Here is a 21,951-nt window from a genome sequence, read left to right on the forward strand (position 1 = left end):
GTCTCAGCTGCGCACCGTCGATATTGGCGCTGCCACGCACAGGGGTTGAGGATAAAAGTTTGATGACAATACTCAAGAGGTGGTGAGAGTGAAAGCTAAGCTGATCATGAGCGGGCTGGCGGCCCTCGGCTTCATGGCGGGCACATCCAGTGTTTATGCCCAAGATGACGCCGCACGTGATGCGATTGCCGAGCGTTTGGCGCCGGTGGGTCAACTCTGTTTACAAGGCCAAGACTGTGGCACCGCAGCGGCACCTCCTAGCGATAGTAGCAGTGGCGGTGATATCGACGGTGAGGGCATCTACGGTAATGTATGTAGCGCCTGTCATGAATCGGGCGCTGCGGGCGCACCTATTCGTGGTGATGAAGAGGCCTGGGCTGAACGTGCTGAACAAGGCTTCGCCACGCTGCTAGATCACGCTATTAACGGTATTGGCGCCATGCCGGCGAAAGGCGGTAACCCCAACCTTTCCGATGAAGAAGTGGAAGCGGCGGTCGCCTATATGGTTGAGCCGGTTATGGAAGTGCCCGAGTTGAGTGGCGGTGATGAAGCTGCTGCAGAGGCCGAAGCTTCTAGCGACGAAGGTGCCGCCGATGAGGCCGCTACCGAAGAGACCGCCGCTGCTGAAGGTGAAGCGGCAACTGAAGAAATGGCTTCTAACGACGATGCAGCGAGTGAAGAAGACGCGGCAGCAGTTGAAGAAGCCAGCGGTGGCAGCGACTTAGACGGTGAAGCTCTCTACGCAAGTTCTGGCTGTGTGGCATGTCACGATAACGGCGTTGCTGGCGCACCGACAATTGGCGATTCAGAAGCTTGGGCGGCGCGTTTAGAGAAGGGGGCTGATGAGCTCTACGCCAGCGCCATTAACGGTATCGGTGCTATGCCAGCCAAAGGCGGTAATCCCAATCTTTCCGATGAAGAAGTGATGGCTGTTGTCGATTATTTAATGGTTGAAGCCCAGTAAAGTAAGCAGCAATGATTTAGCTTGGTAAATTTATCCACAGGGTGTTTTAGTCGCCGCCCTGTGGATATTCTTTTTTTAAAAGCCTAATTTTATAACTCCCACTTTATCACCCCAGCAGCGAACGCAGCCCGGCAATGGCGTCTTTACCGCGGGCCTGCTTCTTATCCGGATCCTCTTTATCGGCACGACCTTCCCACTCCAAATCCTCCCCGGGAAGCTCATCTAAAAAGCGGCTGGGCGTACAGTCCATCAGTTCACCGTAGGCTTTGCGCTGGCGGGCAAGCGTCAGCGTTAGCGTGCGCCGCGCCCGGGTAATGCCCACATAGGCCAGCCGCCGCTCCTCCTCCACAGTGCCTACTTCGATGGCGTTGCGGTGAGGCAGTAGATCCTCTTCCAAGCCCATTAAATAGACGTGGGGGAACTCCAGGCCTTTTGAGGCGTGCATGGTGAGTAGCTGTACTCTATCCGAGTCATCCTCTTCCGCCTGCTGCTCCAGAATATCGCGCAGTACCAAGCGTGAAATAGCTGCTTCTACGCCGTCGGTTTCGGTCTCGGTGGAATCGGTATCGTCCTCTGGGTCGCGGTTGAGGGATTTTTCTAGCTGGTCGATTAGAATCCACACGTTGGCCATGCGACGTTCGGCGACGGTGGGCGCGCTGGCGTTTTGATACAGCCAAGCTTCGTAATCCATATCCCGCAGCATGTCGCGAATGGCGGCAATGGCATCGCCTTGATCCATGCGCTTGCGCACGCCGTCGATAAAGTGGGTAAAGCGCGACAATCGCTCCACGGCTCGGGTCGGTAATACTTGCTCCAACCCAAGCTCATGGCAGGCGGCAAACAGCGAAATTGAGCGTTCTGTAGCATAGTTGGCGAGCTTCTCTACCGTTCCAGGGCCCACTTCGCGGCGTGGCACGTTCACAATGCGCAAAAAAGCGTTGTCGTCGGCGGGATTAATCAGCAGGCGCAGGTAAGCCATGGTGTCTTTAATCTCGTTGCGCGAGAAAAACGACGTACCACCGGAGAGCTTGTAAGGAATTTGGTAGTGCTGCAGCTTAAGCTCTAACAAGCGGGCCTGGAAATTGCCCCGATAAAGCACCGCAAAGTCCCGCCACTCGGCCTTTTCCTTGATACGCCGGGTGAGCATTTCGCTGGCGACCCGCTCAGACTCCGCCTCTTCATGACGATTCACGATTACTCGAATAGGCGCGCCGTCGCCCATATCAGACCATAGTGTCTTCTCGTAAACGTGGGGGTTATTGGCGATCAGTGTGTTGGCGGCGCGCAGTATCGTGGCGGTAGAGCGGTAGTTTTGCTCCAGCTTGATGACTTTCAGGCGTGGGAAATCCTCACCCAGGGTAATCAGGTTTTCAGGGCGTGCACCGCGCCAGGCGTAGATCGACTGGTCATCGTCGCCTACCACGGTAAAGGTGGAGCGCTCCGCCATTAGCAGTTTCACCAGCAGGTACTGGGAGACGTTGGTGTCTTGATACTCATCGACGAGCATATAGTGGATTTTGCGCCGCCAGCGCTCTAGTGCTTCCGTATCGTTCTTGAGCAGTACCACCGGCAGCAGAATCAGATCATCGAAATCCACCGCGTTGTAGGCTTTTAAATGGCGTACGTAGGCTTCATACACCCGAGCGGCAAAGTGCTCATCGTCATCAGCCGCAAACGAGAGCGCATCGCTGGGCAGCACCAAGTCGTTCTTCCAGGTGGAAATTTTGCTCTGCACGGCGTTGATCTGCTCGGCGTCCACCTGAGCGTCTTTATTCATCAAATCGCGCAGCAGTGCTTTGGCGTCTTCCGGGTCAAATAGCGAAAAGCCCGGTTTATAGCCCAGGGTTTTAAGCTCGCCACGGATAATATTCAGCCCCAGGGTGTGAAATGTAGAGACCGTCAGCCCGTGGCCCTCTTTGCCGTGGAGCATCTGGCCCACGCGCTCTTTCATCTCTCGGGCGGCTTTATTGGTAAAGGTCACCGCGGCGATTCTGCGCGCGCTCATCCCACACTCTTGCACCAAATAGGCAATTTTAGTGGTGATAACGCTGGTTTTACCGGAACCTGCACCCGCCAACACCAGGCAAGGGCCATCAATGTAGCGCACGGCTTCCTGTTGGCGCGGGTTTAGCCCTTTGATGCGGCTAAGAATGCTCTTGGGCGTTGCAGGCGTCATGGTGTCGATGATCCTCTACGAGAGTTGCAGGCGGTTTCAAGTACAGCTTCGATTACGATTTCAAGTACGGTTTCAAGTACAATCGTCCGCTTGGCGAATGCATAATAAACAGGCAGGTGGAGATGTTTGAAGTAGCGCTTTTTGAACCGCGTATGGCGCCCAATACGGGCAATATCATGCGCTTGGTGGCCAATAATGGCTGCCGGTTACACCTGATTGAGCCGCTTGGCTTCGACCTGGAAGAGAAGAAGCTGCGTCGCGCCGGGCTGGATTACCGCGACCTCGACAACGTCACTCGCCACGCCGATTTTAGCGCCTTTCAGCAAACCATGCAGGGGCGGCGCATCTGGGCGATCACTACCAAAGGCACGCGCACCTACAGCGATGCGGACTTTGCCCCAGGCGATGTACTGCTGTTTGGCTCTGAAACCGCTGGGCTCTCACCCCAGGTGCATGAAGCGCTAACTTCGGAGCATAAATTGCGCCTGCCCATGCAGCCGAACAACCGTAGCCTAAACCTGTCCAACGCCGTGGCTATTGTGAGCTACGAGGCGTGGCGCCAGCAAGGTTTTGCTGGCGCGTTGCAGGTCTAATCAGCCAGCAATCCCATAGCGGTCACGATAAGCCCTGATCGCTTCAGCGTAGGCGAGCATTTCGTCACCGGCATGCTCTTCCAGGTAAGTGAGCACTTGCTCCAGGGTGACGATACTGACCACCGGCATGGCATACTGAGCCTGCACTTCCTGAATCGCACTCTGCTCGCCTTGACCGCGCTCTTGACGGTCGAGTGCGATAATTACCCCGGCGGCCTGGGCACCGCTCTGTTCGATCAGGCTCATCACTTCGCGAATAGCGGTGCCCGCGGTAATCACGTCATCAATAATTAAAATATCGCCGGCAAGCGGTGCGCCCACGATATTGCCGCCTTCGCCGTGGGTTTTAGCCTCTTTGCGGTTGAAGGCGTAGGGCATATCCCGGTCGTGATGATCGGCCAGTGCCGCCGCGGTGACTGCCGCCAGTGGGATGCCTTTGTACGCCGGGCCAAACAGAACGTCGGCGTTTAAGCCGCTATCGACAATCGCCTGGGCGTAAAAACGCCCCAGTTTGGCCAGCGCACGACCGGTTTGAAACAGCCCTGCGTTGAAAAAGTAGGGGCTAACGCGGCCAGATTTAAGCGTAAACTCGCCAAACTTAAGCACGCCTTGCTCAATGGCAAAGGCAATGAAATCGCGCTGGTAGGGTTGTAGAGTGGTGGCCACGGCATTCCTCACTAGGCGGTAGGTTTAAATCAGTACGAAAGCAACAATAAAAGTGGGGTAAATGGCAAGTTTTACTAGCTGCCTTTACCCAAACGTCTAAACGTCGGGTATCATACAGCAGCGACGCAAAAGGGACGATTTATGAAAATTGCCAGCATCAATGTCAATGGTATTCGTGATGCCGTCGATCGTGGCTTCCTGGACTGGCTGGCTCAGCAGGATGTCGACGTGGTCTGCGTGCAGAACATCAAGGCAAAAAGTTTTGAACTGGGTGACCACATTCTGTATCCGGAAGGCTATGAAGGCTATTTCCTGGATGCCGAAGAGGACGGTTTCTCCGGTGTGGCACTCTATTGCCGCAAAATTCCCAAGGCGATTATGTATGGCCTTGGGTTTCCACAGTGTGATCATGAAGGACGTTTTCTGCAGGCGGATTATGAACGCTTCAGTATCGTCTCCTTCCTGATGCCTGACGGAAGTGACCAAAAAGCCAAACAGGCGTTTATGGAGCAGTATCAAGAGTACCTGACGAAGATGTCGCGCAAACGCCGCGAATACATCCTCTGCGGTACCTGGCATATTGCCCATAAAACCGTCGATTTGGCTAACTGGTCGGATAATCAACTGACCTCAGGCTTCCGCCCGGAAGAGCGCGCCTGGATGGATCAGGTGCTTGGTCCCACCGGGTTTATCGACACCTTCCGCGAAATTAACCGTGATGCAGGTGAGTACACCTGGTGGCCGAAGCTTGACCAAGACGTGCCCCGTGAGCGCCAGGAAGGCTGGCGGATCGACTATCAGTTAGTCGGCCCCAACTTCCGCCGCCACGTGGTCGACGCGTGGATCGATTACGATGCGACCTTCTCAGAGTTCGCACCGCTAATCGTTGAGTACGACCTGGCGCTTTAGGCGCTAGGCAACGAACTTTTCCCGCGTCGCCTGTCACCCTTGCTGATTAGCCGGGGTGACAAACAACAGGCCAGCATTTAGCTGGCCTGTTGTTTTTATACGCCTTACTCTTCACACCTCACCTTCATTACCCTCGAATACCCAGCGCTTCGCGCTGATGGTCGCGAAGTGCATCGCCTGCCTTCTCGGCCAAGTCGAGCATGTCATTTAGCTCGGCACGGGTGAAGGCGCCGGCCTCGGCGGTTCCCTGTACTTCGATCAGCTCGCCGCTTTCGGTCATTACCACGTTCAGGTCGGTATCGGCCTTGCTGTCTTCCGGGTAGTCCAGATCCAGCACCGGCACGCCTTTATAAATACCCACGGAAATGGCGCTCACCAACTGCTTGAAGGGATCGCCCTTGATCTTCTTCTCGCGTTGCAGATAACGGATCGCATCGATCAGCGCTACGCAGCCCCCGGTAATCGCCGCGGTACGGGTACCGCCATCGGCCTGGATTACATCGCAATCCACGGTAATGGTGAACTCACCCAGCTTCTTCAAATTCACCGCGGCACGCAGGCTACGGCCAATCAAACGCTGAATTTCCAGCGTGCGGCCGCCTTGCTTGCCGCGGGTCGCTTCACGACCACTGCGGGTGTGAGTGGCGCGGGGCAGCATGCCGTACTCAGCGGTGACCCAGCCCTGATTCTTGCCGCGCAGCCAGCGCGGCACACCGGCTTCTACGCTGGCATTACACAGCACTTTGGTATCGCCAAACTCCACCAGTACGGAGCCTTCCGCATGACGGGTGTAATCGCGGGTCAGGCGAATCTCACGGAGCTGGTCGGCTTCGCGACCACTGGGGCGCACAACATCAGGACGCTTAGCACTGCTCACAAATATTACCTCTCGATAAACGCGTAACTGGGAAAAGCCGTCCATTGTACACGTCTGGGAGTGCGCTGATGGGCTTAACATCCAGCTAGCGTCTTGAAAGGGGCGTTTCAAGAGTAGTACGTAGGCATCCGAAATACGTGAGCGAAATAGGAACTTATGGACGGATGGTACTTCCGTCTCACGCAACAAGGAATAGAAGCTGCTGCACGGCTCAAAATTGGCAACAAAGCACCATATCTGCGATGTGTTCGGTGAGCAGGAAATCGGTGGCTATAAGATTTATGGGCCTCTGGTGGTATTTGCTTGGAGCCAAGGGAAAGGAAATCGCCAAGCCACTACGCCCTAGAAAATGCGGGAAACGTCGTCTATTCAACATTGCATAAGCAACCAGCCTTGCGCAAAATCAGCTTTGGTATGGCCATTATCGATTTCGCAGCAGAGGCAACAGATCATGTCATTCGATCCAAACTATGTCGCCACAATTGAAGAGATCGTGGATGCCATCACAAATGATAACGTGACATGGGCTATTGGTCGGGCTGAGATCACATATAGCCTTGCTGGTTTGGAAGAGAATTATCGGAAAGATTTAGCCGTTGCGGCGTTCAAGGCTTGGAGTGACATCATTGATGTCACATTTGTAGAGGTAACATCCAATGAGAACGCCGATATTGTATTTAGTTTGACCAATCCGCAGTTCCACGGTACGCCCCCTAACCCCACAACACAGAGCCCAGGCGTGATCAACGTGCCCGACTTCGTGTTACAAGGTTCATTCGTACCAGTTAGCAACACCATGGTTAGCTTAATGCATGAGATCGGTCATGTACTGGGCTTCCGTCATCCTGTGACGTATGGCTCTGGCGCCGTCTATGACGAGGACAGAGCCTTCGCCAACGATACACGGCAGTTCACTATTCTTTCCTATTTTGAACAGTCGAATTATGAGGGTGCGACCACGCTTCCGCCTACGACCTTACAGATGGCCGATATCAAGGCTGCAATCGATCGCTATGGCGCAAATGATGCGCGCCCAGGGAACGATGTCTATGGCTTCAACACGTCGACTAGCACCGCAGGCAGCGTCTACGATTTTACATACTATCAGGGCGATGCAAATCCCTTCCATTACCAGCCTGGCTTTGTCATCTACGACACGGGTGGTATAGACGTGTTCGACGTCTCAGGCTTTTCAAATGATCAGATCATTGACCTGCGGCTTGGCACTTGGTCAAACATTGGCGGAAACGTTCAGAACATCGGAATTTACCTCACCAGCTGGATCGAAAATGCGATTGGCGGATCTGGTAATGACACCATCACCGGTAATGATCTGAATAACGTACTCGATGGTGGTGCTGGTTCCGACGCAATGGCCGGCGGCAAGGGCAGCGATACATATTACGTCGACGACACATCTGATGTGATCTGTGAGAAGTTGAATGCGGGAACGGACAAGGTTCTATCGAGCGTAAGCTTTGTTTTGGGCTCTAACATCGAAAACCTAGAGCTTATATCGAGCGCAGCTATAGACGGCACTGGCAACTCACTGGCCAACGAGATCATAGGAAACAACGCGCGGAACAACCTCAATGGCGGCATTGGCGATGACACGCTCTACGGCCGCGACGGCGACGATTATTTGGCCGGCGCTGCCGGCAATGACACACTCAGAGGTGAAAACGGAGCAGATCTTCTGATCGGGGGCGATGGCATTGACCTGCTCTATGGCGGCAACGGAGATGACCATTTGCTCGGCGGAATGGGCAACGACAGTCTGCTTGGTGGCGCAGGTAATGATATTCTGCGCGGCGGCCTTGGCAATGACAGTCTCTGGGGACATGCAGGCGCAGACGTCTTTCGGTTCGATTCAGAAATCAACGGCTTGCCAAACATCGATCAGATTCTTGATTTCACGGCGAATGAGGATCAGATCCAGCTAGAGGACTCCGTTTTTACCGCCTTGGGACCGACGGGTCCACTCGCACAAGACGCATTTCAGATTGGAACAACAGCGGAAGATGCGGATGACCGCATCCTCTACGACAGCGCGACTGGCCACCTATCCTACGACCCGGATGGCAACGGAGCGATGACTGCTATCTGGTTTGCAACTTTGACAAATTCGTCGTCGCTGAGCGCAGACGACATCTTTGTCATCTGAATCCTCGTGACCGTTGACGACAACAGTAGGGAATAACGGAATTGGCTAATCACGCTCCGTATGATGAACGCAAATCAATAGGCCCTACGCCCGATCTCGCCGCGAAAAGTGTGATCTGTTTGCAGTTGCCCCACAACTCCACTGGCTCTGATGTCATCATCTATGAGAAGGATGCCGACAAGGCAATGACGCCTGCGTCAATCGTCAAACTGATGACGGCCGTCGTTGCTATCGAGATGGCAAGTAACTTCCAGTTGCCGAAAAGCTTCAAGCTAGAAATAGTTCCTGAAGATGATGTCGAAGGATCAGGTCGTAACCTTCATGCAGGAGACCGCCTTTCACTCGGCGACAGCATTGCTAACCTTTTGGTGCCGTCATCAAATGTAGCAGCCAATCTGATTGCGCGGACATTTGGCCAAATGATGCTGGGATCGAAGACAGGCACAAGTCACGACGCCGTGCAACGCTTCGTTGCGGAAATGAACACGACCGCTCGAAATCTGGGGATGACGAAATCGCAATTCCTGAACCCACACGGGTTGGCGGTACGCGGACAACGATCTACTGCCCGTGATTTATCATTGCTGGTTAAGAAATGTCTGATATATGGCCCGATTACGAGGGTTTGGGGGACCAAGGCTTTTGCTATTGGGATAACGGGACCGGTGCCGCGCAGGCTGGTTTTAAAGTCTGCTTTTCACTCCTCAACGCGACGGGCTGTACCGGAATTCTCGCTTCCGCAATATCTTGGTGGGAAAACGGGCACGCTATGGCCAGCTATATTCAACCTGGCATCTGTTTCGGCAACTAAGAGCGGAGGGATCTGCGTCTCAGTATCGCTTGGGTCACCAACAGTAGAGGAGCGATACCACGACTATTTGAAATTGGTTGACCTCAGTAATGAATTAGCACGCGGCACCGTTTGAATCTGTACCTTGCACCGCTAATGATCATCGCTCCGGGTGGGAACGATGTTTATGTTTTGTTCACGGATTTCGGACACCTACGCACTACTCATGTAATGACCCCATGAAGTAGGTTGGTTGCGTCAATCGAGACGCCCTTCGTAAAGTTTCTTGAAAGCGGCATAACGCGCAGTGTGCAGCGCTTGCATTGCCTGGTCGGGCTCTAATGTTTGTTCGCCTGGGGTGAGGCCATTGGCAACGCTGAGCACCTCACCATTGGCCTGAGCAGCGAGCGCCGCCACGGCTACTCCAAGTAGTACGGGTTCCGGCGCATCCGCCAGCACAACCCGGCAACCGGTACCGTCGGCATAGAGCTTGCGCAGCAGTGCTGAACGTCCATGCCCTCCGCTGAGGTGCAGGGTATCGATGGCATAACCATGGGCGTTCATACGCTCTATGATGGCACGGGTGCCGTAAATCAGCGAGGTGGCTGCCGCCCAATAGACCTTGATGAAGCTCTCGCGAGGACTATCAAGGGTCAATCCCGTGATGGTGCCGCGAATTTCCGGATCCGCCAATGGCGAGCGATTGCCAATGAAGTCTGGACAAACATGGGTGTCAGGAGCTGGGTCGCCGGATGCCAAGCGTTCGAGTAGAAGGTCTGATAACGCGCCGTGAAGATCGTCGCCGAATTCACTGCTGGCTGAAAATAGTGCCGCCAGATGATCTAGAAGGGCACCGGTAATGCTTTGCCCCCCTTCGTTGGCAACAAAGCCGTCGCATAGCGCACCTGGATAGGGGCCCCAAACGCCGGGTACCTCTCGCCGCTCGGGCTGGGCGCCAATATGGCAGGTGGAAGTGCCGCCAATCACGGCAAGTCGGCGCTCGGGAGCATCAGCGAGGCTTCTGCCTAGTGTGCCAAGCGCACCGGCATAGGCATCAATCATGCCCACTGCGAAGGTACACCGAGTCGTCAGTCCCAAGTCATCGGCGGCTTCTTCGGTCAACTGCCCAAGTGCTACACCCACGGGAAGGGCTTGTTCGGGCAGGCGGGCGCACTCGAGTACATCCTGCATATTGATCTGCTTTAGAAAGTCGCGATCCCAGCCATGACCAGGGCGTGGGTCAAACGTCCACTTGCAGGAGAGCATGCAGACCGAGCGTTCAAGAGAGCCGGTGCATTTAAAGCCCAGCCAATCGCCTAGATCACCAGCGTAGCCGATCTTTGCATAGAGCTTGGGCTGGTGCCTCTTCAACCACATGAGCTTAGGCATCTGCATCTCAGGAGACATGACACCACCCAGATTGCGCAGCGGCGCGGCCTGGGTAGCCGTGCACTCAGCGGCTTCTGCAGTTGCCCGATGATCCATCCACACAATGATATTCCACGCCTCATCGCCCGGTGAGAGCGCTAGAGGCTTATCCTGTTTATCAAGGAGCACCAACGAGCAGGTGGCGCTCACCGACATACTGGTGATGGAATCGGACGTTACACCGGCAGCCTCGCGGGCGCGCTGGGTTGCGCTGCATACCGCGCGCCAGATATCCGCTGAGCTTTGCTCCACGTGATGCTCGGCAGGGCGATGCATTGCAATGGGTGTTTTCGCTTCGGCAAGCATCACGCCATCCGGCGTGAAAATGCCTGCTCGGGCGCTGCCCGTACCGATATCAATGCCTAGAACATGTTCTTGATGACTCATGGGAAAACCTTACTCACGACTGTTTAATAAATGGCATACGTAGTGCCATTACAATAATTAGAAAAGCCCCCCATACCGCGGTGGCTAGATGCTGGCTGGCGCCCATCAGATTCATGCCGGAAGCGATTACCTGCAGGCTCATCAAGCCCAGCACCAGTGGCAGTACGCGGCCAAAGCCACCAAAGGGGTTTGCCCCGGCCAGAAAACAGGCCAAAACCGTAATCAGTAGGTAGCTCTCGCCGTGGCCTACACGTACAGAGTTAAAGCGGGCGAGCATCACCATGCCCGCTAACCCTGACAAAATGCCGGAAATCGTGTAGACGGTGATCAGCACGCGCTTGACGTTAATGCCCGAGTACTCCGTCGCCCGAGAGTTGGAGCCCAGCATATAAATCGAAAAGCCAGTGCGGGTGAAATGCATGATGTAGATCAACCCTGCGGCAGCGGCGAGAAAGATCAGCATGGGGATTGGTATGCCCAGAAAACTGCCGCTGCCGATGGTTTGAAATACCTCCGGCATGCCTGAAATACCGCCACCGCGGGTTAAAAACTCACCCACACCCTGCAGAAAGATCATTGCCCCAAGGGAAACCAAAATGGGGTGGGCGCCCACATAGGCAACGATAACGCCAATCAAAAAGCCTGCGGCAGCGCCGACGGCAAGCCCGGCGATAATCGCCATGGGAACGCTTAGTATGCCCATGCCCGCCAGTAACCCCTGTACCAGCCAGGCGGTCATCAGCCCTGCGATATTGGCGGTAAAGGTAACCGAGAGGTTCAGGCCGCCGGAAATAATGGGTAGCAGCATCGCCAGTGAGAGTAACCCCAGCTCCGGCAGCTGCATCGACATCGAGCCAAAATTAGTGGCGGTCAGAAAGCCCGGTGCCAATAGCGAGAAGAGTCCAATACTGCCGATGAGCAGAGCCGTCATGGCGGCCACTTCAATGCTATCGCCCCCCAGGCGGAGTCCGGCCGTGGAGGGCTGTTTATTCAGGCGCTTATTCATACGTTCCTCGCCTTGGTGGTGCGGGGCAACAGGTTGCCTAGGTTGCTGGTGGTGATCGCAATCAAGATAATCAGCCCGACAATCATGCGGAAGGCGTAAGGAGTGACGCCCAGCAGGTTCAGGCCGTTTTGGACAACGGCGAGAAGCAGAACACCCAGTACGGCGCCGAGCACTGAGCCGCGCCCACCACCCAGGGTGGCGCCGCCTAGCACGACAGCCGCCAGAATTGGCAACTCCTGGCCTATCAAGGCGTTGGGCACGACCTCTTGTACGATATGTGCCTGCATCAGGCCCGCCACCCCCGCGCATAGACCCAGCCAGCCGTAGGCAAAGGCATGGATCTTCCAGACACTAACGCCAGAGCGGCGGGCGGACTCGGGATTTGATCCGAAACCGTAGATCGCGCGACCAAAACCGGTGCGGGCCAGAATGAACCAGGTGAGTATTACCATCACCACCATAACTGCCGCGGGTAAGTAGAGCGTGGCTGATCCGCGTTCGGCGGGTAGGTCAAGCAGCGGAACGGAGTAGTAGAGCCAATCGGGGATATCGTAGATGGACACCCCGCTGGTGAAATACATCAAGAGGCCGAAAAACAGGTTAAATGTGCCGATGGTGACGATGATCGAAACTATTCGGAAGCGATGAATCAGCAGCGCATTGAAGAGCCCCAGTAGCATGCCAACCAGCATCGAAAGCAGGATGCCAAGCAACCAGTTGCCCCCGCCCAGGTAATTCATCAGCAGTGACAGCACCACGTACTGCACCACGGATGCCGCCACTGCGAAGGAAATATCTATCCCACCCGCAATCAGAACGACGACCAGGCCCACTGCAAAGATGATATTGACCGACTGATTGTTAAGCAGGTCGAACAGATTCTGAAAGGTGAGAAAGCTGTCGGTCGCTAGTGCCAACACTACGCACAGCAGCATGAGGATACTCAATAGAGTACCTTCAGTGCCGATTCTTCTGTTTAGCAGTCGTTTATGCATTGATGATCGCCTCCAGCGCTTCTTCCGTGGTCTCCGCAGGTATGACCTCGGAGTAGATGCGCCCCTCGCGCAATACGAGCGCACGGTCTGCGTTCATCCAGATTTCTCCTGCTTCATCCGAAATCAGAATGATGGCCATGCCCTGGTCGGCAAGATTTCTGATGATGTCGAAAATACCGGCTTTGGCGCCTACATCGACGCCAATCGTCGGGCAGTCAAGAATGAGAACGTCGGGTTCAGTGGCTAGCCATTTGGCGAGTGCAATGCGTTGCTGGTTACCACCGGATAATGAGGAGACCGCAAGCTCGGCATCACTCACCTTGGTTTTAAGCTGCTCAATCCAGTGGGCGGTCAGTGCCTTGATGCGCTGAGGGGAGAGAAAGAAGCGCGGTTTTTCCAGTTTTGGTAGTACTGTCACTGCGGTATTCATATTGATGGACTGGTTTTGCACCAGACCAAGATTGAGTCGGTCTTCAGAGAGGTAGGCAATGCGATGGCGCACGGCATCGCGGTTGGAGTTTAGCGTCAGCGGTTGACCCTCTTTTAGCAGCTGCCCTGAAGTGGGCTGGGTCATCCCAAAAATCGTGTGGGCTATTTCGGTACGCCCTGCGCCCAGCAAACCCGTCAGGCCAAGAATTTCACCGCGATGCAGGGTGAAAGAGACATTTTCAAATTCCCCTTCACGGCTTAAGTTTTTAAGCTCCAGTACCGGGGCGCCTTTGTGTGTTTCAGCACGAGGGGTAAACTCAAGTTCAAGCCCGGTCATCAGGGTTGAAAGTCGTGCCTGGGTCATCCCCTCGGTGGGGTAGGTGCCGACCAACTTCCCGTTGCGGAGCACGGTGACGCGTTGACACACCTCCAACACTTCCACCAGCCGGTGGCTGACCAAGACAATGGAAATGCCTTTCGCCGCCAGTGAGCGGGTAATGCCCAGCAGTGTCTGCACCTCTTTATAGGTAAGCGAGGCGGTGGGCTCATCCATAAAAATGATACTGGCCCCTGCACGCAGCACGCGGCAAATCGCAACGAGTTGACGATGGGCAATCGAAAGGTCTTCAACACGGGCCATCGGATCCAGGTCGAGGCCAAACTGCTGAATGATCTCGCGGGATTGCGTCAGCGCATCTTTGTAGGAAATAGGCCGCCAAGGCTTGGCAACGTAGTCATCGAAGACGATATTTTCCGCGACGGTCAGGTGCGGGAACAGCGCGAGATCTTGCCAGATCACATGGATGCCCCGGTTGCGCGCCTCTATCGGGCTAATGGCAGAGAGCGTTTCATCGCCAAACGAAAGCTCTACCCCCTCTTCAGGGGTGTATACGCCGTTAATAATTTTAATGAGCGTGCTTTTGCCACAACCGTTTTCACCTGCAAGGCAAAGCACCTCACCCCGGCGAAGTTCGAATTCGACATCATCGAGCACCCGGCTTTGACCGAAAATCTTGCTAACGTGACGCGCTCGAATCGCGATATCGCCCATTGGAGGCTCCTCTCTCAACATCACTGCCGCGCTCATCAGGAGCGCGGCAGCCTTTACACGATCAATAAGCGCAGTCTTACAGGCCGAGCTCTGCCAGCTCATCCACGGTATCTTTGCTCAGCTTGAGTGGCTGTGAGGCAAAGATCGTCTTGCCGTCCAGGGTAATTTCACCCAGTACCGGCAATTCGGCGCCATCGGTAATCTCTTCGCCGTTATAGAGCATTTCACCCAGGGCAACGAACGCTTTGCCTGCGTCTAGAGGGCTCCACTGGAAACCACCGGTAATCACACCTTCGTGTACCAGGCGGCGCCCCTGGCCAGGAGAAAACAGGCCCATAACGGCCACATCCCCTTCCAGCCCCCGCTCTTTCACAGCCCGAGCAGCGCCGATGGTTCCCTGGCTACCAAATGACATGATGCCGGCCAAATCTTCGTGGGCACGCAGCAAGTCCAGGGTGGTGTTGCGGCTGTCATCGACGCTTTCGGCAACGCCGAAACGATCAGCGGCTTGGGTCAAGCCCGAGCAGTTATCATCGAGCCAGTTCACGGCAGCATCTGCCCAGGCGTTGTGAGCGGGCACGCTGAGGCCACCAACGTAAACGGCATAAGAGCCTTCGCAGCCGGTGGTGTCAGCCAATAGCTTGGCGTGCTCTTCGCCTAACTGCTGCGCTGAAATCATTTCAAAGTCGTAGTCGATGTTGACCGATTCGGGGCTTTCATGGGTCAGTACGATAATTCCCTGATCACGTGCTCGTTCCAATACCGGCTCAAGAACCTCGCGATCATTCGGGACAACACCAATGACATCAACGCCACGGCTGATCAGATCCTCTATCGCACGTACCTGCAGGGCAGGGTCAGCGCTGGTGGGGCCTACCATATAGGCTTCTACTCCAAGCTCTTCACCCATTTGTTCGATGCCCATTTCCATGGCATTGAACCAGGGGATGCCACCCACCTTGGCGACCACGGCAATCGTAGGAGACTCCTGAGCCATTGCGCCGGTGCTGCCGATAATGCCTGTTAGCGTAGCTGCGGTAAGAAGTGCTTTGTATTTCATTGTGATTTCCTGCTTGCTGTTGGCTGACCCAGTCAGTGGAATAGAGTGCATTGAAGCGCTTTAATAGTGCTGCTGTACGTTGCGTCATGGTCAAATAAAATGGCGCAGACGCTTCCGAGCCTCACAATGCATAGGAGCTTTACACAGTGCTGGATACGTTGAGTGGTGCCTAAGCGATGCGTCATCGCTATCGTTATTGTCATTTAGTCGAGAATGCACAATCGGTTGTGCATAGCGTAGGATTGATCTATTGCATCATCACGTCAATGCTACTTTTATCTAATCGCAAGGAGCTGCCACGTGGTTAGCGACTCTTCATCCAAGCGGCTGACTATTTACGACCTGGCGAGGTTGGCAGAAACATCGCCCAGTACCGTCAGTGCCGTGCTCAACGGCACTTGGCAGCGCCGTCGCATCAGCAAGAAACTTGCCAGCAAAATTCTTTCGCTCGCCCAGTCGGAAGGCTACTCGGCCAACATGCAGGCCCGTGCCTTGCGGCGCGAGCGCTCAGGTATCATCGGCATGATCCTGCCGTTGTACGACAACCGCTATTTCAGTTCGATAGCCCAACACTTCGAATCAGAAGCACGTCGACGGGGGCTGTTTGCGATTGTTTCGTGTACGAATCGAGATCCCAAGCAAGAGTGCGAAGCAGCCCGTATGATGCTGGCTTACCGTGTCGAGTGCCTGGTATGCACCGGCGCAACGGATCCGGATACGATTGCACAGATGTGTGCAGAGAGCGGCGTGCAAAGCATTAATCTCGATCTTCCTGGCAGTAAGGCACCGTCGGTGATTTCCAATAACCGTGATGGCGCGCGACAGCTTACCCATGCCATCCTCAACCGCCTTGCTGAAGAGAAGCGCAGTGATGACCCTGTGCTATTTATTGGCGGCCGTGATGAGGATCACAATACCCGCGAGCGTATTGCCGGCTTCAAGCAAGCGAGAGAGGAGGTGGGACTGGCGACGGCGGAAGAGAATATCCTCCCCTGCGATTATGCTGCCGATAAGGCCCAGGCTGCGTTGGCAACATACATGCGTAACCGGTCTACTCTGCCCAGCGCTATGTTCGTCAACTCCACGATTTCTCTTGAGGGCATCGTTCGTGGGTTACAGCTAAATGGCTATTATCTAGATGACATTATTTTTGGTTGTTTTGACTGGGATCCTCTTGCCGCTGCCTTTCATCCGCGTTTGATGATGGTTCGGCAAAATGTGATCGAGATGATCGACCGCGTCTTCGAGCTGATTGATACGCCACCGCGGGATTCCCGTCTGCTCATAGAGGTTCAGCCAGAAATAATGGGTGTTTGATACGCTCTTTCGCACAGCATTTACTGAATCGAATGAATAGGCTAGCCATCTTAGACACGACTGTTGGCAATGCTTTATACACCGTTATTCACTATCAGGATGAAACATGGTCACTTCCAGCCGCGTACACAGCATGACCGCCTTTGCCCGCACCGAGCAGGCTGCCCCGTTTGGCACGCTGCAGGTGGAAATTCGCTCGGTGAATCAGCGTTATTTAGAGCCTCACTTCCGCCTACATGAAAGCCTGCGTGATTTAGAGCCAGTGCTGCGTGAAGCGCTGCGCACCCGTTTAGCCCGTGGCAAAGTCGAGTGCAGTGTTCGCTTTGAGAGCGCCGAAACCGCCCAAGCCCCCGCCGTTAACAGCGTCCGCTTAGCCGCCATTGCTGATGCGCTAACCGCCATTCAGCAGCAAGTGCCCAGCGCCGTGCCGCCCACCACACTTGCGCTACTCAACCAGCCCGGCGTGATGGAAACCCAACACCTTGACCAAGACGCCATCAAGGCCGCCGCCAAAGCGCTGTTTGACCAAGCGCTGGATGAGCTGATTGACGCCCGCGCACGAGAAGGCGAGAAGCTTGCTGAGATGATTACTACCCGCCTGGAAGCTGTAAATAAACAGGTCGCCACCGTACGCAGCCTGCTGCCGCAGATTCTGGAACGCCAGCGCGCCCAACTGCTGGAGCGCCTGGAAGTCGCCAAAACCGAGCTCGACCCCCAGCGCCTGGAAGCCGAGCTGGTACTGGTAGCGCAAAAAGCCGACGTGGACGAAGAGCTAGACCGCCTGACCGCGCATATAGAAGAAGTGAGCCACCAGCTCGCCCAAAAAGGCCCCAAAGGCCGCCGTTTGGACTTCCTAATGCAAGAACTCAACCGCGAAGCCAACACGCTCTCGTCAAAATCCGTGGTGGCTGAGACCACACGCTGCGCGGTGGAGTTGAAGGTGCTGATCGAACAGATGCGGGAGCAGATTCAGAATATTGAGTAGTGGAAAGGATTTGATGAACATATCTCGCTGACCGGGCATGATTATTTGCCGGTTGTTGAGAGTGTTTCATTGATGATAGCTACTCTTTCTGTGTTGTCCTAACTTAAAGAGGTTTCCAGCAGCTCTGGAAGGTTGAGAATAGCTCGCATAGTTGCCTCTTCGCCTAGAAGTAAGTGCTCAGCCATAAGCTGGGCAGCCTCTTCTCCATTATTGGCATAAAGCGCATCCACAATTTTAGCGTGGTCGTCGCTCCATCTCTTATCTGATTGGTTATATACCATGCTGACATAAGAGATACGTAAATGATCGTCTGATAGCTCCTGGATTAGGCGTGCTAAACGCTCGTTACCGGCGGCTTTTGCGATCAGACAATGAAAGCGGTGATTTGCATGTGAGAAGGTAATTATTTCGCTAGCCTTTTGGCTATCATAGGTGGCCTCGCTGCAAGTTCGCAGCATCGCTAAAGTCCCGGCATCAAGCTTGCCAGCAGCTAGTCGGCAGAGTTCAGGTTCCACCAAACGACGTATCTGGTAGCTTTCACGAATGCTCTTAATAGTGATTGGAGCGACGATATAGCCAAGCCGTCCCTGGTTGACCGTTAATCCCTGCTGAGTCAAGCGGGCCAAAGCGTGACGTATAGCCGCCTTCCCTAGGGCATAATGTTTGGTGAGCCATACCTCTGTAATGGTGGCTCCAGGCTTGAGGTGGCAGGAAATGATGTCGCTTCTCAGTATATCGAATGCCTGATCGTTGAGACTGCCTTTCTGTGTAGTTGCCATGAACTGTTCCATGTTGAACGCGTGACGGCGCTGGTTGATATTATCCCAGCACCGCCTAATTCTAACATTTACCGGCAGTTCGATGGTAAAGCCTAGATCATGGATAGCAGCACGAAAGTCGCCATGATGGCCGCCCCGCAGATCAACGTCCACATAAGGCAGTATCCCATGATATCGCGCGCTGAAAGCCCAGCTACACCGAGCAGTGGAAGAGCCCAAAACGGTTGCATTTGGTTAGTCCAAGCATCACCCCAAGTAAAAGCCATAATCGTCTGAGGAATATCGGCGCCTAAATTTTTAGCCGCTTCAAGCATAATCGGCCCTTGAATAGCCCACTGGCCTCCCCCAGATGGTATGAAAATATTAACAATACCTGCAGAAATAAATGTCACAATTGGAAAAGTATGAATATTGGCAATGCTAACAAACCAATTAGATATTCCATCAGCGAGTCCTGATACTTGAACCATGCCAGCAATACCTGCATATAACGGGAACTGCATAATAATGCCACGGCATGCTAGAACGCCTTCTTTGACTGCCGTCCCAATAGATGCTGGGCTCGGTTGAAGTAATAAACCTATTGCTAAAAAAATTACAATCAGCATGTTTAGGTTAAGATTAAATCCAATTTGTTGAAAATTAACTATAATGTAACCAAGAGGCAATATAGCGAGTGCAAGATTAAGAATCCGATAGTGCTCAAGTTTTTCAACCCAGGGCATTCCTTTTGTATCCACTTTCTCGGCCGGGGTGTCTAGTATTACGTCTTTAAACGGCCTTATTTCATCCACTTCTGGTTTGATTCTAGTAAAGACCCAATAAACTAAAAAAAGCAGGACAGCAGATAGCCCAAGGTTCCACCAAGAGAAAAGCGTATCTGTGACAGGAATAACTCCCACCACATTTTGCATGAAGTTTCCCTCAGTCGCCATCAGTAACGGAATAGATGCAGTCATACCACGAATAATATCACCAGCATAAGCTGCAGCAACGGCCAGAGGAAAGTGCAAGCCTGGCACTCGGCGCCCCATTTCTCGAGCCATGAACGCGCCAGCGATCATACCAAAACCCCAATTTATATAGAATGTGACCATTCCAAATACTGCTATAATACCGATAGCCTGAGTAGGTGTTTTAGCTATAGACGCAAGTCGATCGATCATATTTGATACGGAAGGCGTCTTTGCTATTACAAACCCGGTGAGTAGAATCAGAGACATCTGCATAGCAAACGTAAAAAGTTTTGAAAAACCTTCTCCCCACCCGTTAAACATTGTGCTAGCACTTTGCCCCCCAAATATCATGCCAAGAAGAAAGACTACAATGCTTAGCACCATGGCAAGCAGAAACGCGTTAGGCAAGCATTTCTCAACAAACTTAAGGCTTATTCTTGTTAAAGCCTGCATTGGGCTCCAACTTTTTCTTATGTAGGCATCTGTTTTTGACATTTTGTTTTACCTTTTTAAGATTTTGGCCCTTCAAATAGTTGAGGGGGCGGGGTTGCTAACTCTCAATGATTGGCAACTCTATGCAGGATGCTTGTATTGAGTTGCGATAAACTTCGATTGTGGGAATTACTCCATCTGGAATGCGCGAGAAGTGATCGCTGTCTGCCAGGGCAATAGCGATCCGTAATCGATGCCCAGCCTTAAACAGCCACGAGGTTGGTAAAAGATCAAAAGTGATTTCACTGCATTCACCAGGAGTCATGTAACGAGCGTCACGTTCTAGAAAACTATGACTGGGCCCAATGTTGGGTATATTGGTATGGCCTTCTGCGATACGCCGGTGTAAAGCTCGGAAAACTCCTTCGGTTACATAGTGAACCTTGCCACTCTTGTCTATATCCTCCAGATAAACGAACAGAGCACAGTCCTGCGTGTCACTGGTCAGATACAACCGAATGATCGGATGACCGGTCACTTCTATATTCTTCTCAAAAACATCGGTGGTGTAGCACAGCATCCGTTTATCGCGATCGTGCCAGTCGGAGTAGTAATTATCGACGTTTTGAGCATATAGCCGATTGTAGCGGGAGCTTTCACCTGTACCGCAGCTATAATCACCTACGTAGTGGTCAAAAGCCTCTTTCGTGGCTGGTGGCTCTATGCCTAACCGGTGGCTTTCTTGAAAGAAGAGTGTGCGGTAGTTAGTTTCTGCTGGTGGCCATTCATTGGCTGATTTCCATCGCTCTTCACCTACGGTGTAGTAGTGAACTGGGGCCTCATCGCTCATTCCAGTATCAAGACCCATTAGGTATTCGTCGAAGAAGCGTAAGGTTTCTGCCAAAGCTTTAGTCTGTGGGGTCTTATCGTTATGGTAAGGGCTAGAGCCGGTACGAGCACCGTGATCCCAGGCCCCAAGCATCAGACGCTTGTGCGGGTTTTGCTGCCATTGGTAGCGGAGCGCCGCTCCCCGGGAATAGTGTCCATCCATCCAGCCAGAGATGGTATAGACAGCAGTTTGTGCATCCGCTGTCTGGTTGGCGTAGTAGTAGGGACTAATGATTTCTGATGTAAAGTCAGGATCGGTATGTAGTGCACGGTCTCTAAACGTTAGCTGATGGACAAAGTCTGCCATGTCGAAGTTAGCAACATGATCTTTCAGCGCTTTCTCTAAAATGCTCCCGTCTTCATCTTCGTCGACGGGTGCGGGGCCATCGTAGTAATCACCTTTAAAATAGGGGAATTTACTGCGGACTTCAGCTCTGTCGTCATCAAGAGCCTCCATCAGATTGCCGTACTCCTTAACTAGTCGGCGGCACATGACTCCCCCAGGATAGAGCTGGTTTGACCAGGTATCCCATACTGCGGAATGCGGCACGATAGCTTTTACAGCGGGATGAGCCCAAGAAGCAGTGAAATCGGCAGCAGCGCCCAAGTAGGAGATGCCCGTAACCCCTATTGATCCCTTGCACCAAGGTTGCTGGTTAATCCACTCAACAATTTCCAGATAATCGCCACGTTCATTCGGCGAGCGGAGTCCATTTCGTGTACCGAAGGATGCCCCGCTACCGCGTACGTCGACAGCTACCAATGCATAGCCACGAGCAAGAAGGAGCGAACGAAAAATGGCGATATTCGGGCAATCTTCGGTCCCCTCTGGTGCTCCCGGCTTTAACTTCATTCGCCGATAATAAGGGGTAAAAAATACCACTACCGGGAAGCGGTCATTTTCAGCCTCTATTGTGCCAGGCAGATGTACGTCGATGGCGATCTGAACCCCATCACGCATGGTGAGATAGCGCGAGAATAAGCGCTGACCTTCAAAGCAGGGTAGTCGATTTTCCAGCCAATTTTCGGGCCAAAATAGAGCCATATTTTCCATGCATCAGGTTCCATATTTTGTGATTGGTTTTTGTAAGGTTGTATT

18 protein-coding genes are annotated in these 21,951 nt (G+C 53.6%); 7 read left to right on the top strand and 11 right to left on the bottom strand.

The features are described from left to right. The first annotated feature begins 88 nt into the window (after window positions 1–88). Complete coding sequence (locus HALA3H3_RS08160) at window positions 89–964, top strand: c-type cytochrome (protein ID WP_022521066.1); 876 nt, start codon at window positions 89–91, stop codon at window positions 962–964. Between the two features lie 106 nt (window positions 965–1,070). On the opposite strand, the gene rep is transcribed toward HALA3H3_RS08160, so the two are convergent. Further along, a complete protein-coding gene (rep, locus tag HALA3H3_RS08165) occupies window positions 1,071–3,140 on the bottom strand; it encodes a DNA helicase Rep (protein WP_009286326.1) in 2,070 nt (689 codons plus the stop codon). 122 nt (window positions 3,141–3,262) lie between these two features. Here rep and HALA3H3_RS08170 point away from each other — a divergent pair, with 122 nt between their 5' ends. Next, entirely contained in the window at window positions 3,263–3,733 is a 471-nt protein-coding gene (locus HALA3H3_RS08170; RefSeq protein WP_022521067.1) for a tRNA (cytidine(34)-2'-O)-methyltransferase, read from the top strand. Here the strand turns inward: HALA3H3_RS08170 and pyrE are convergent, their stop codons facing one another. Further along, window positions 3,734–4,399: an orotate phosphoribosyltransferase gene (gene pyrE, locus HALA3H3_RS08175; RefSeq protein ID WP_022521068.1), complete on the bottom strand. Its 666-nt coding sequence runs from the start codon at window positions 4,397–4,399 to the stop codon at window positions 3,734–3,736. Window positions 4,400–4,540: 141 nt separating this feature from the next. Here pyrE and HALA3H3_RS08180 point away from each other — a divergent pair, with 141 nt between their 5' ends. Next, window positions 4,541–5,308, top strand: a complete 768-nt coding sequence (locus tag HALA3H3_RS08180; RefSeq protein ID WP_009286323.1) for an exodeoxyribonuclease III — start codon at window positions 4,541–4,543, stop codon at window positions 5,306–5,308. A 127-nt stretch (window positions 5,309–5,435) separates the two neighbouring features. Here the strand turns inward: HALA3H3_RS08180 and rph are convergent, their stop codons facing one another. Beyond that, complete coding sequence (gene rph, locus HALA3H3_RS08185; RefSeq protein ID WP_170834128.1) at window positions 5,436–6,158, bottom strand: ribonuclease PH; 723 nt, start codon at window positions 6,156–6,158, stop codon at window positions 5,436–5,438. A gap of 478 nt (window positions 6,159–6,636) precedes the next feature. On the opposite strand from rph, the gene HALA3H3_RS08190 reads away from it, so the two are divergent. Then, window positions 6,637–8,349, top strand: coding sequence for a M10 family metallopeptidase C-terminal domain-containing protein (locus HALA3H3_RS08190; protein ID WP_022521069.1), 1,713 nt, complete (start codon window positions 6,637–6,639; stop codon window positions 8,347–8,349). Window positions 8,350–8,390: 41 nt separating this feature from the next. Further along, entirely contained in the window at window positions 8,391–9,275 is an 885-nt protein-coding gene (locus tag HALA3H3_RS08195; protein WP_022521070.1) for a D-alanyl-D-alanine carboxypeptidase family protein, read from the top strand. A 122-nt stretch (window positions 9,276–9,397) separates the two neighbouring features. Here the strand turns inward: HALA3H3_RS08195 and HALA3H3_RS08200 are convergent, their stop codons facing one another. The 5 genes from HALA3H3_RS08200 to HALA3H3_RS08220 form a co-directional block, all read right to left on the bottom strand. Beyond that, window positions 9,398–10,954 carry an FGGY family pentulose kinase gene (locus HALA3H3_RS08200; RefSeq protein ID WP_022521071.1) on the bottom strand — a complete coding sequence of 519 codons (1,557 nt, stop codon included), beginning with the start codon at window positions 10,952–10,954 and terminating at the stop codon, window positions 9,398–9,400. Window positions 10,955–10,967: 13 nt separating this feature from the next. Continuing rightward, a complete protein-coding gene (locus tag HALA3H3_RS08205; protein WP_022521072.1) occupies window positions 10,968–11,960 on the bottom strand; it encodes an ABC transporter permease in 993 nt (330 codons plus the stop codon). Continuing rightward, window positions 11,957–12,955, bottom strand: coding sequence for an ABC transporter permease (locus HALA3H3_RS08210; RefSeq protein ID WP_022521073.1), 999 nt, complete (start codon window positions 12,953–12,955; stop codon window positions 11,957–11,959). Before HALA3H3_RS08210 ends, HALA3H3_RS08205 begins: the two co-directional genes overlap by 4 nt. Further along, window positions 12,948–14,435: a sugar ABC transporter ATP-binding protein gene (locus HALA3H3_RS08215; protein ID WP_022521074.1), complete on the bottom strand. Its 1,488-nt coding sequence runs from the start codon at window positions 14,433–14,435 to the stop codon at window positions 12,948–12,950. Before HALA3H3_RS08215 ends, HALA3H3_RS08210 begins: the two co-directional genes overlap by 8 nt. Before the next feature lie 76 nt (window positions 14,436–14,511). Then, complete coding sequence (locus HALA3H3_RS08220; RefSeq protein ID WP_022521075.1) at window positions 14,512–15,495, bottom strand: substrate-binding domain-containing protein; 984 nt, start codon at window positions 15,493–15,495, stop codon at window positions 14,512–14,514. Window positions 15,496–15,795: 300 nt separating this feature from the next. On the opposite strand from HALA3H3_RS08220, the gene HALA3H3_RS08225 reads away from it, so the two are divergent. Both HALA3H3_RS08225 and HALA3H3_RS08230 read left to right on the top strand, forming a co-directional pair. Further along, window positions 15,796–16,812 (top strand): substrate-binding domain-containing protein, encoded by a 1,017-nt coding sequence (locus HALA3H3_RS08225; RefSeq protein ID WP_009286319.1) that lies wholly within the window; start codon window positions 15,796–15,798, stop codon window positions 16,810–16,812. A gap of 106 nt (window positions 16,813–16,918) precedes the next feature. After that, window positions 16,919–17,797 (top strand): YicC/YloC family endoribonuclease, encoded by an 879-nt coding sequence (locus tag HALA3H3_RS08230; protein ID WP_022521076.1) that lies wholly within the window; start codon window positions 16,919–16,921, stop codon window positions 17,795–17,797. A 98-nt stretch (window positions 17,798–17,895) separates the two neighbouring features. On the opposite strand, the gene HALA3H3_RS08235 is transcribed toward HALA3H3_RS08230, so the two are convergent. The 3 genes from HALA3H3_RS08235 to HALA3H3_RS08245 are packed head-to-tail and all read right to left on the bottom strand — an operon-like array spanning window position 17,896 to window position 21,906. Next, entirely contained in the window at window positions 17,896–18,729 is an 834-nt protein-coding gene (locus HALA3H3_RS08235; RefSeq protein WP_022521077.1) for a GntR family transcriptional regulator, read from the bottom strand. Further along, on the bottom strand, window positions 18,669–20,027 hold the full coding sequence (locus HALA3H3_RS08240; protein ID WP_238326072.1) for a short-chain fatty acid transporter: 1,359 nt from the start codon (window positions 20,025–20,027) through the stop codon (window positions 18,669–18,671). Before HALA3H3_RS08240 ends, HALA3H3_RS08235 begins: the two co-directional genes overlap by 61 nt. A gap of 55 nt (window positions 20,028–20,082) precedes the next feature. After that, the gene (locus HALA3H3_RS08245; protein WP_022521079.1) at window positions 20,083–21,906 is read right to left on the bottom strand and encodes a CocE/NonD family hydrolase; all 1,824 of its coding nucleotides are present in this window, start codon (window positions 21,904–21,906) and stop codon (window positions 20,083–20,085) included. Window positions 21,907–21,951 lie beyond the last annotated feature (45 nt).

Source organism: Halomonas sp. A3H3 (assembly GCF_000982975.1).
GTDB lineage: Bacteria > Pseudomonadota > Gammaproteobacteria > Pseudomonadales > Halomonadaceae > Vreelandella > Vreelandella titanicae.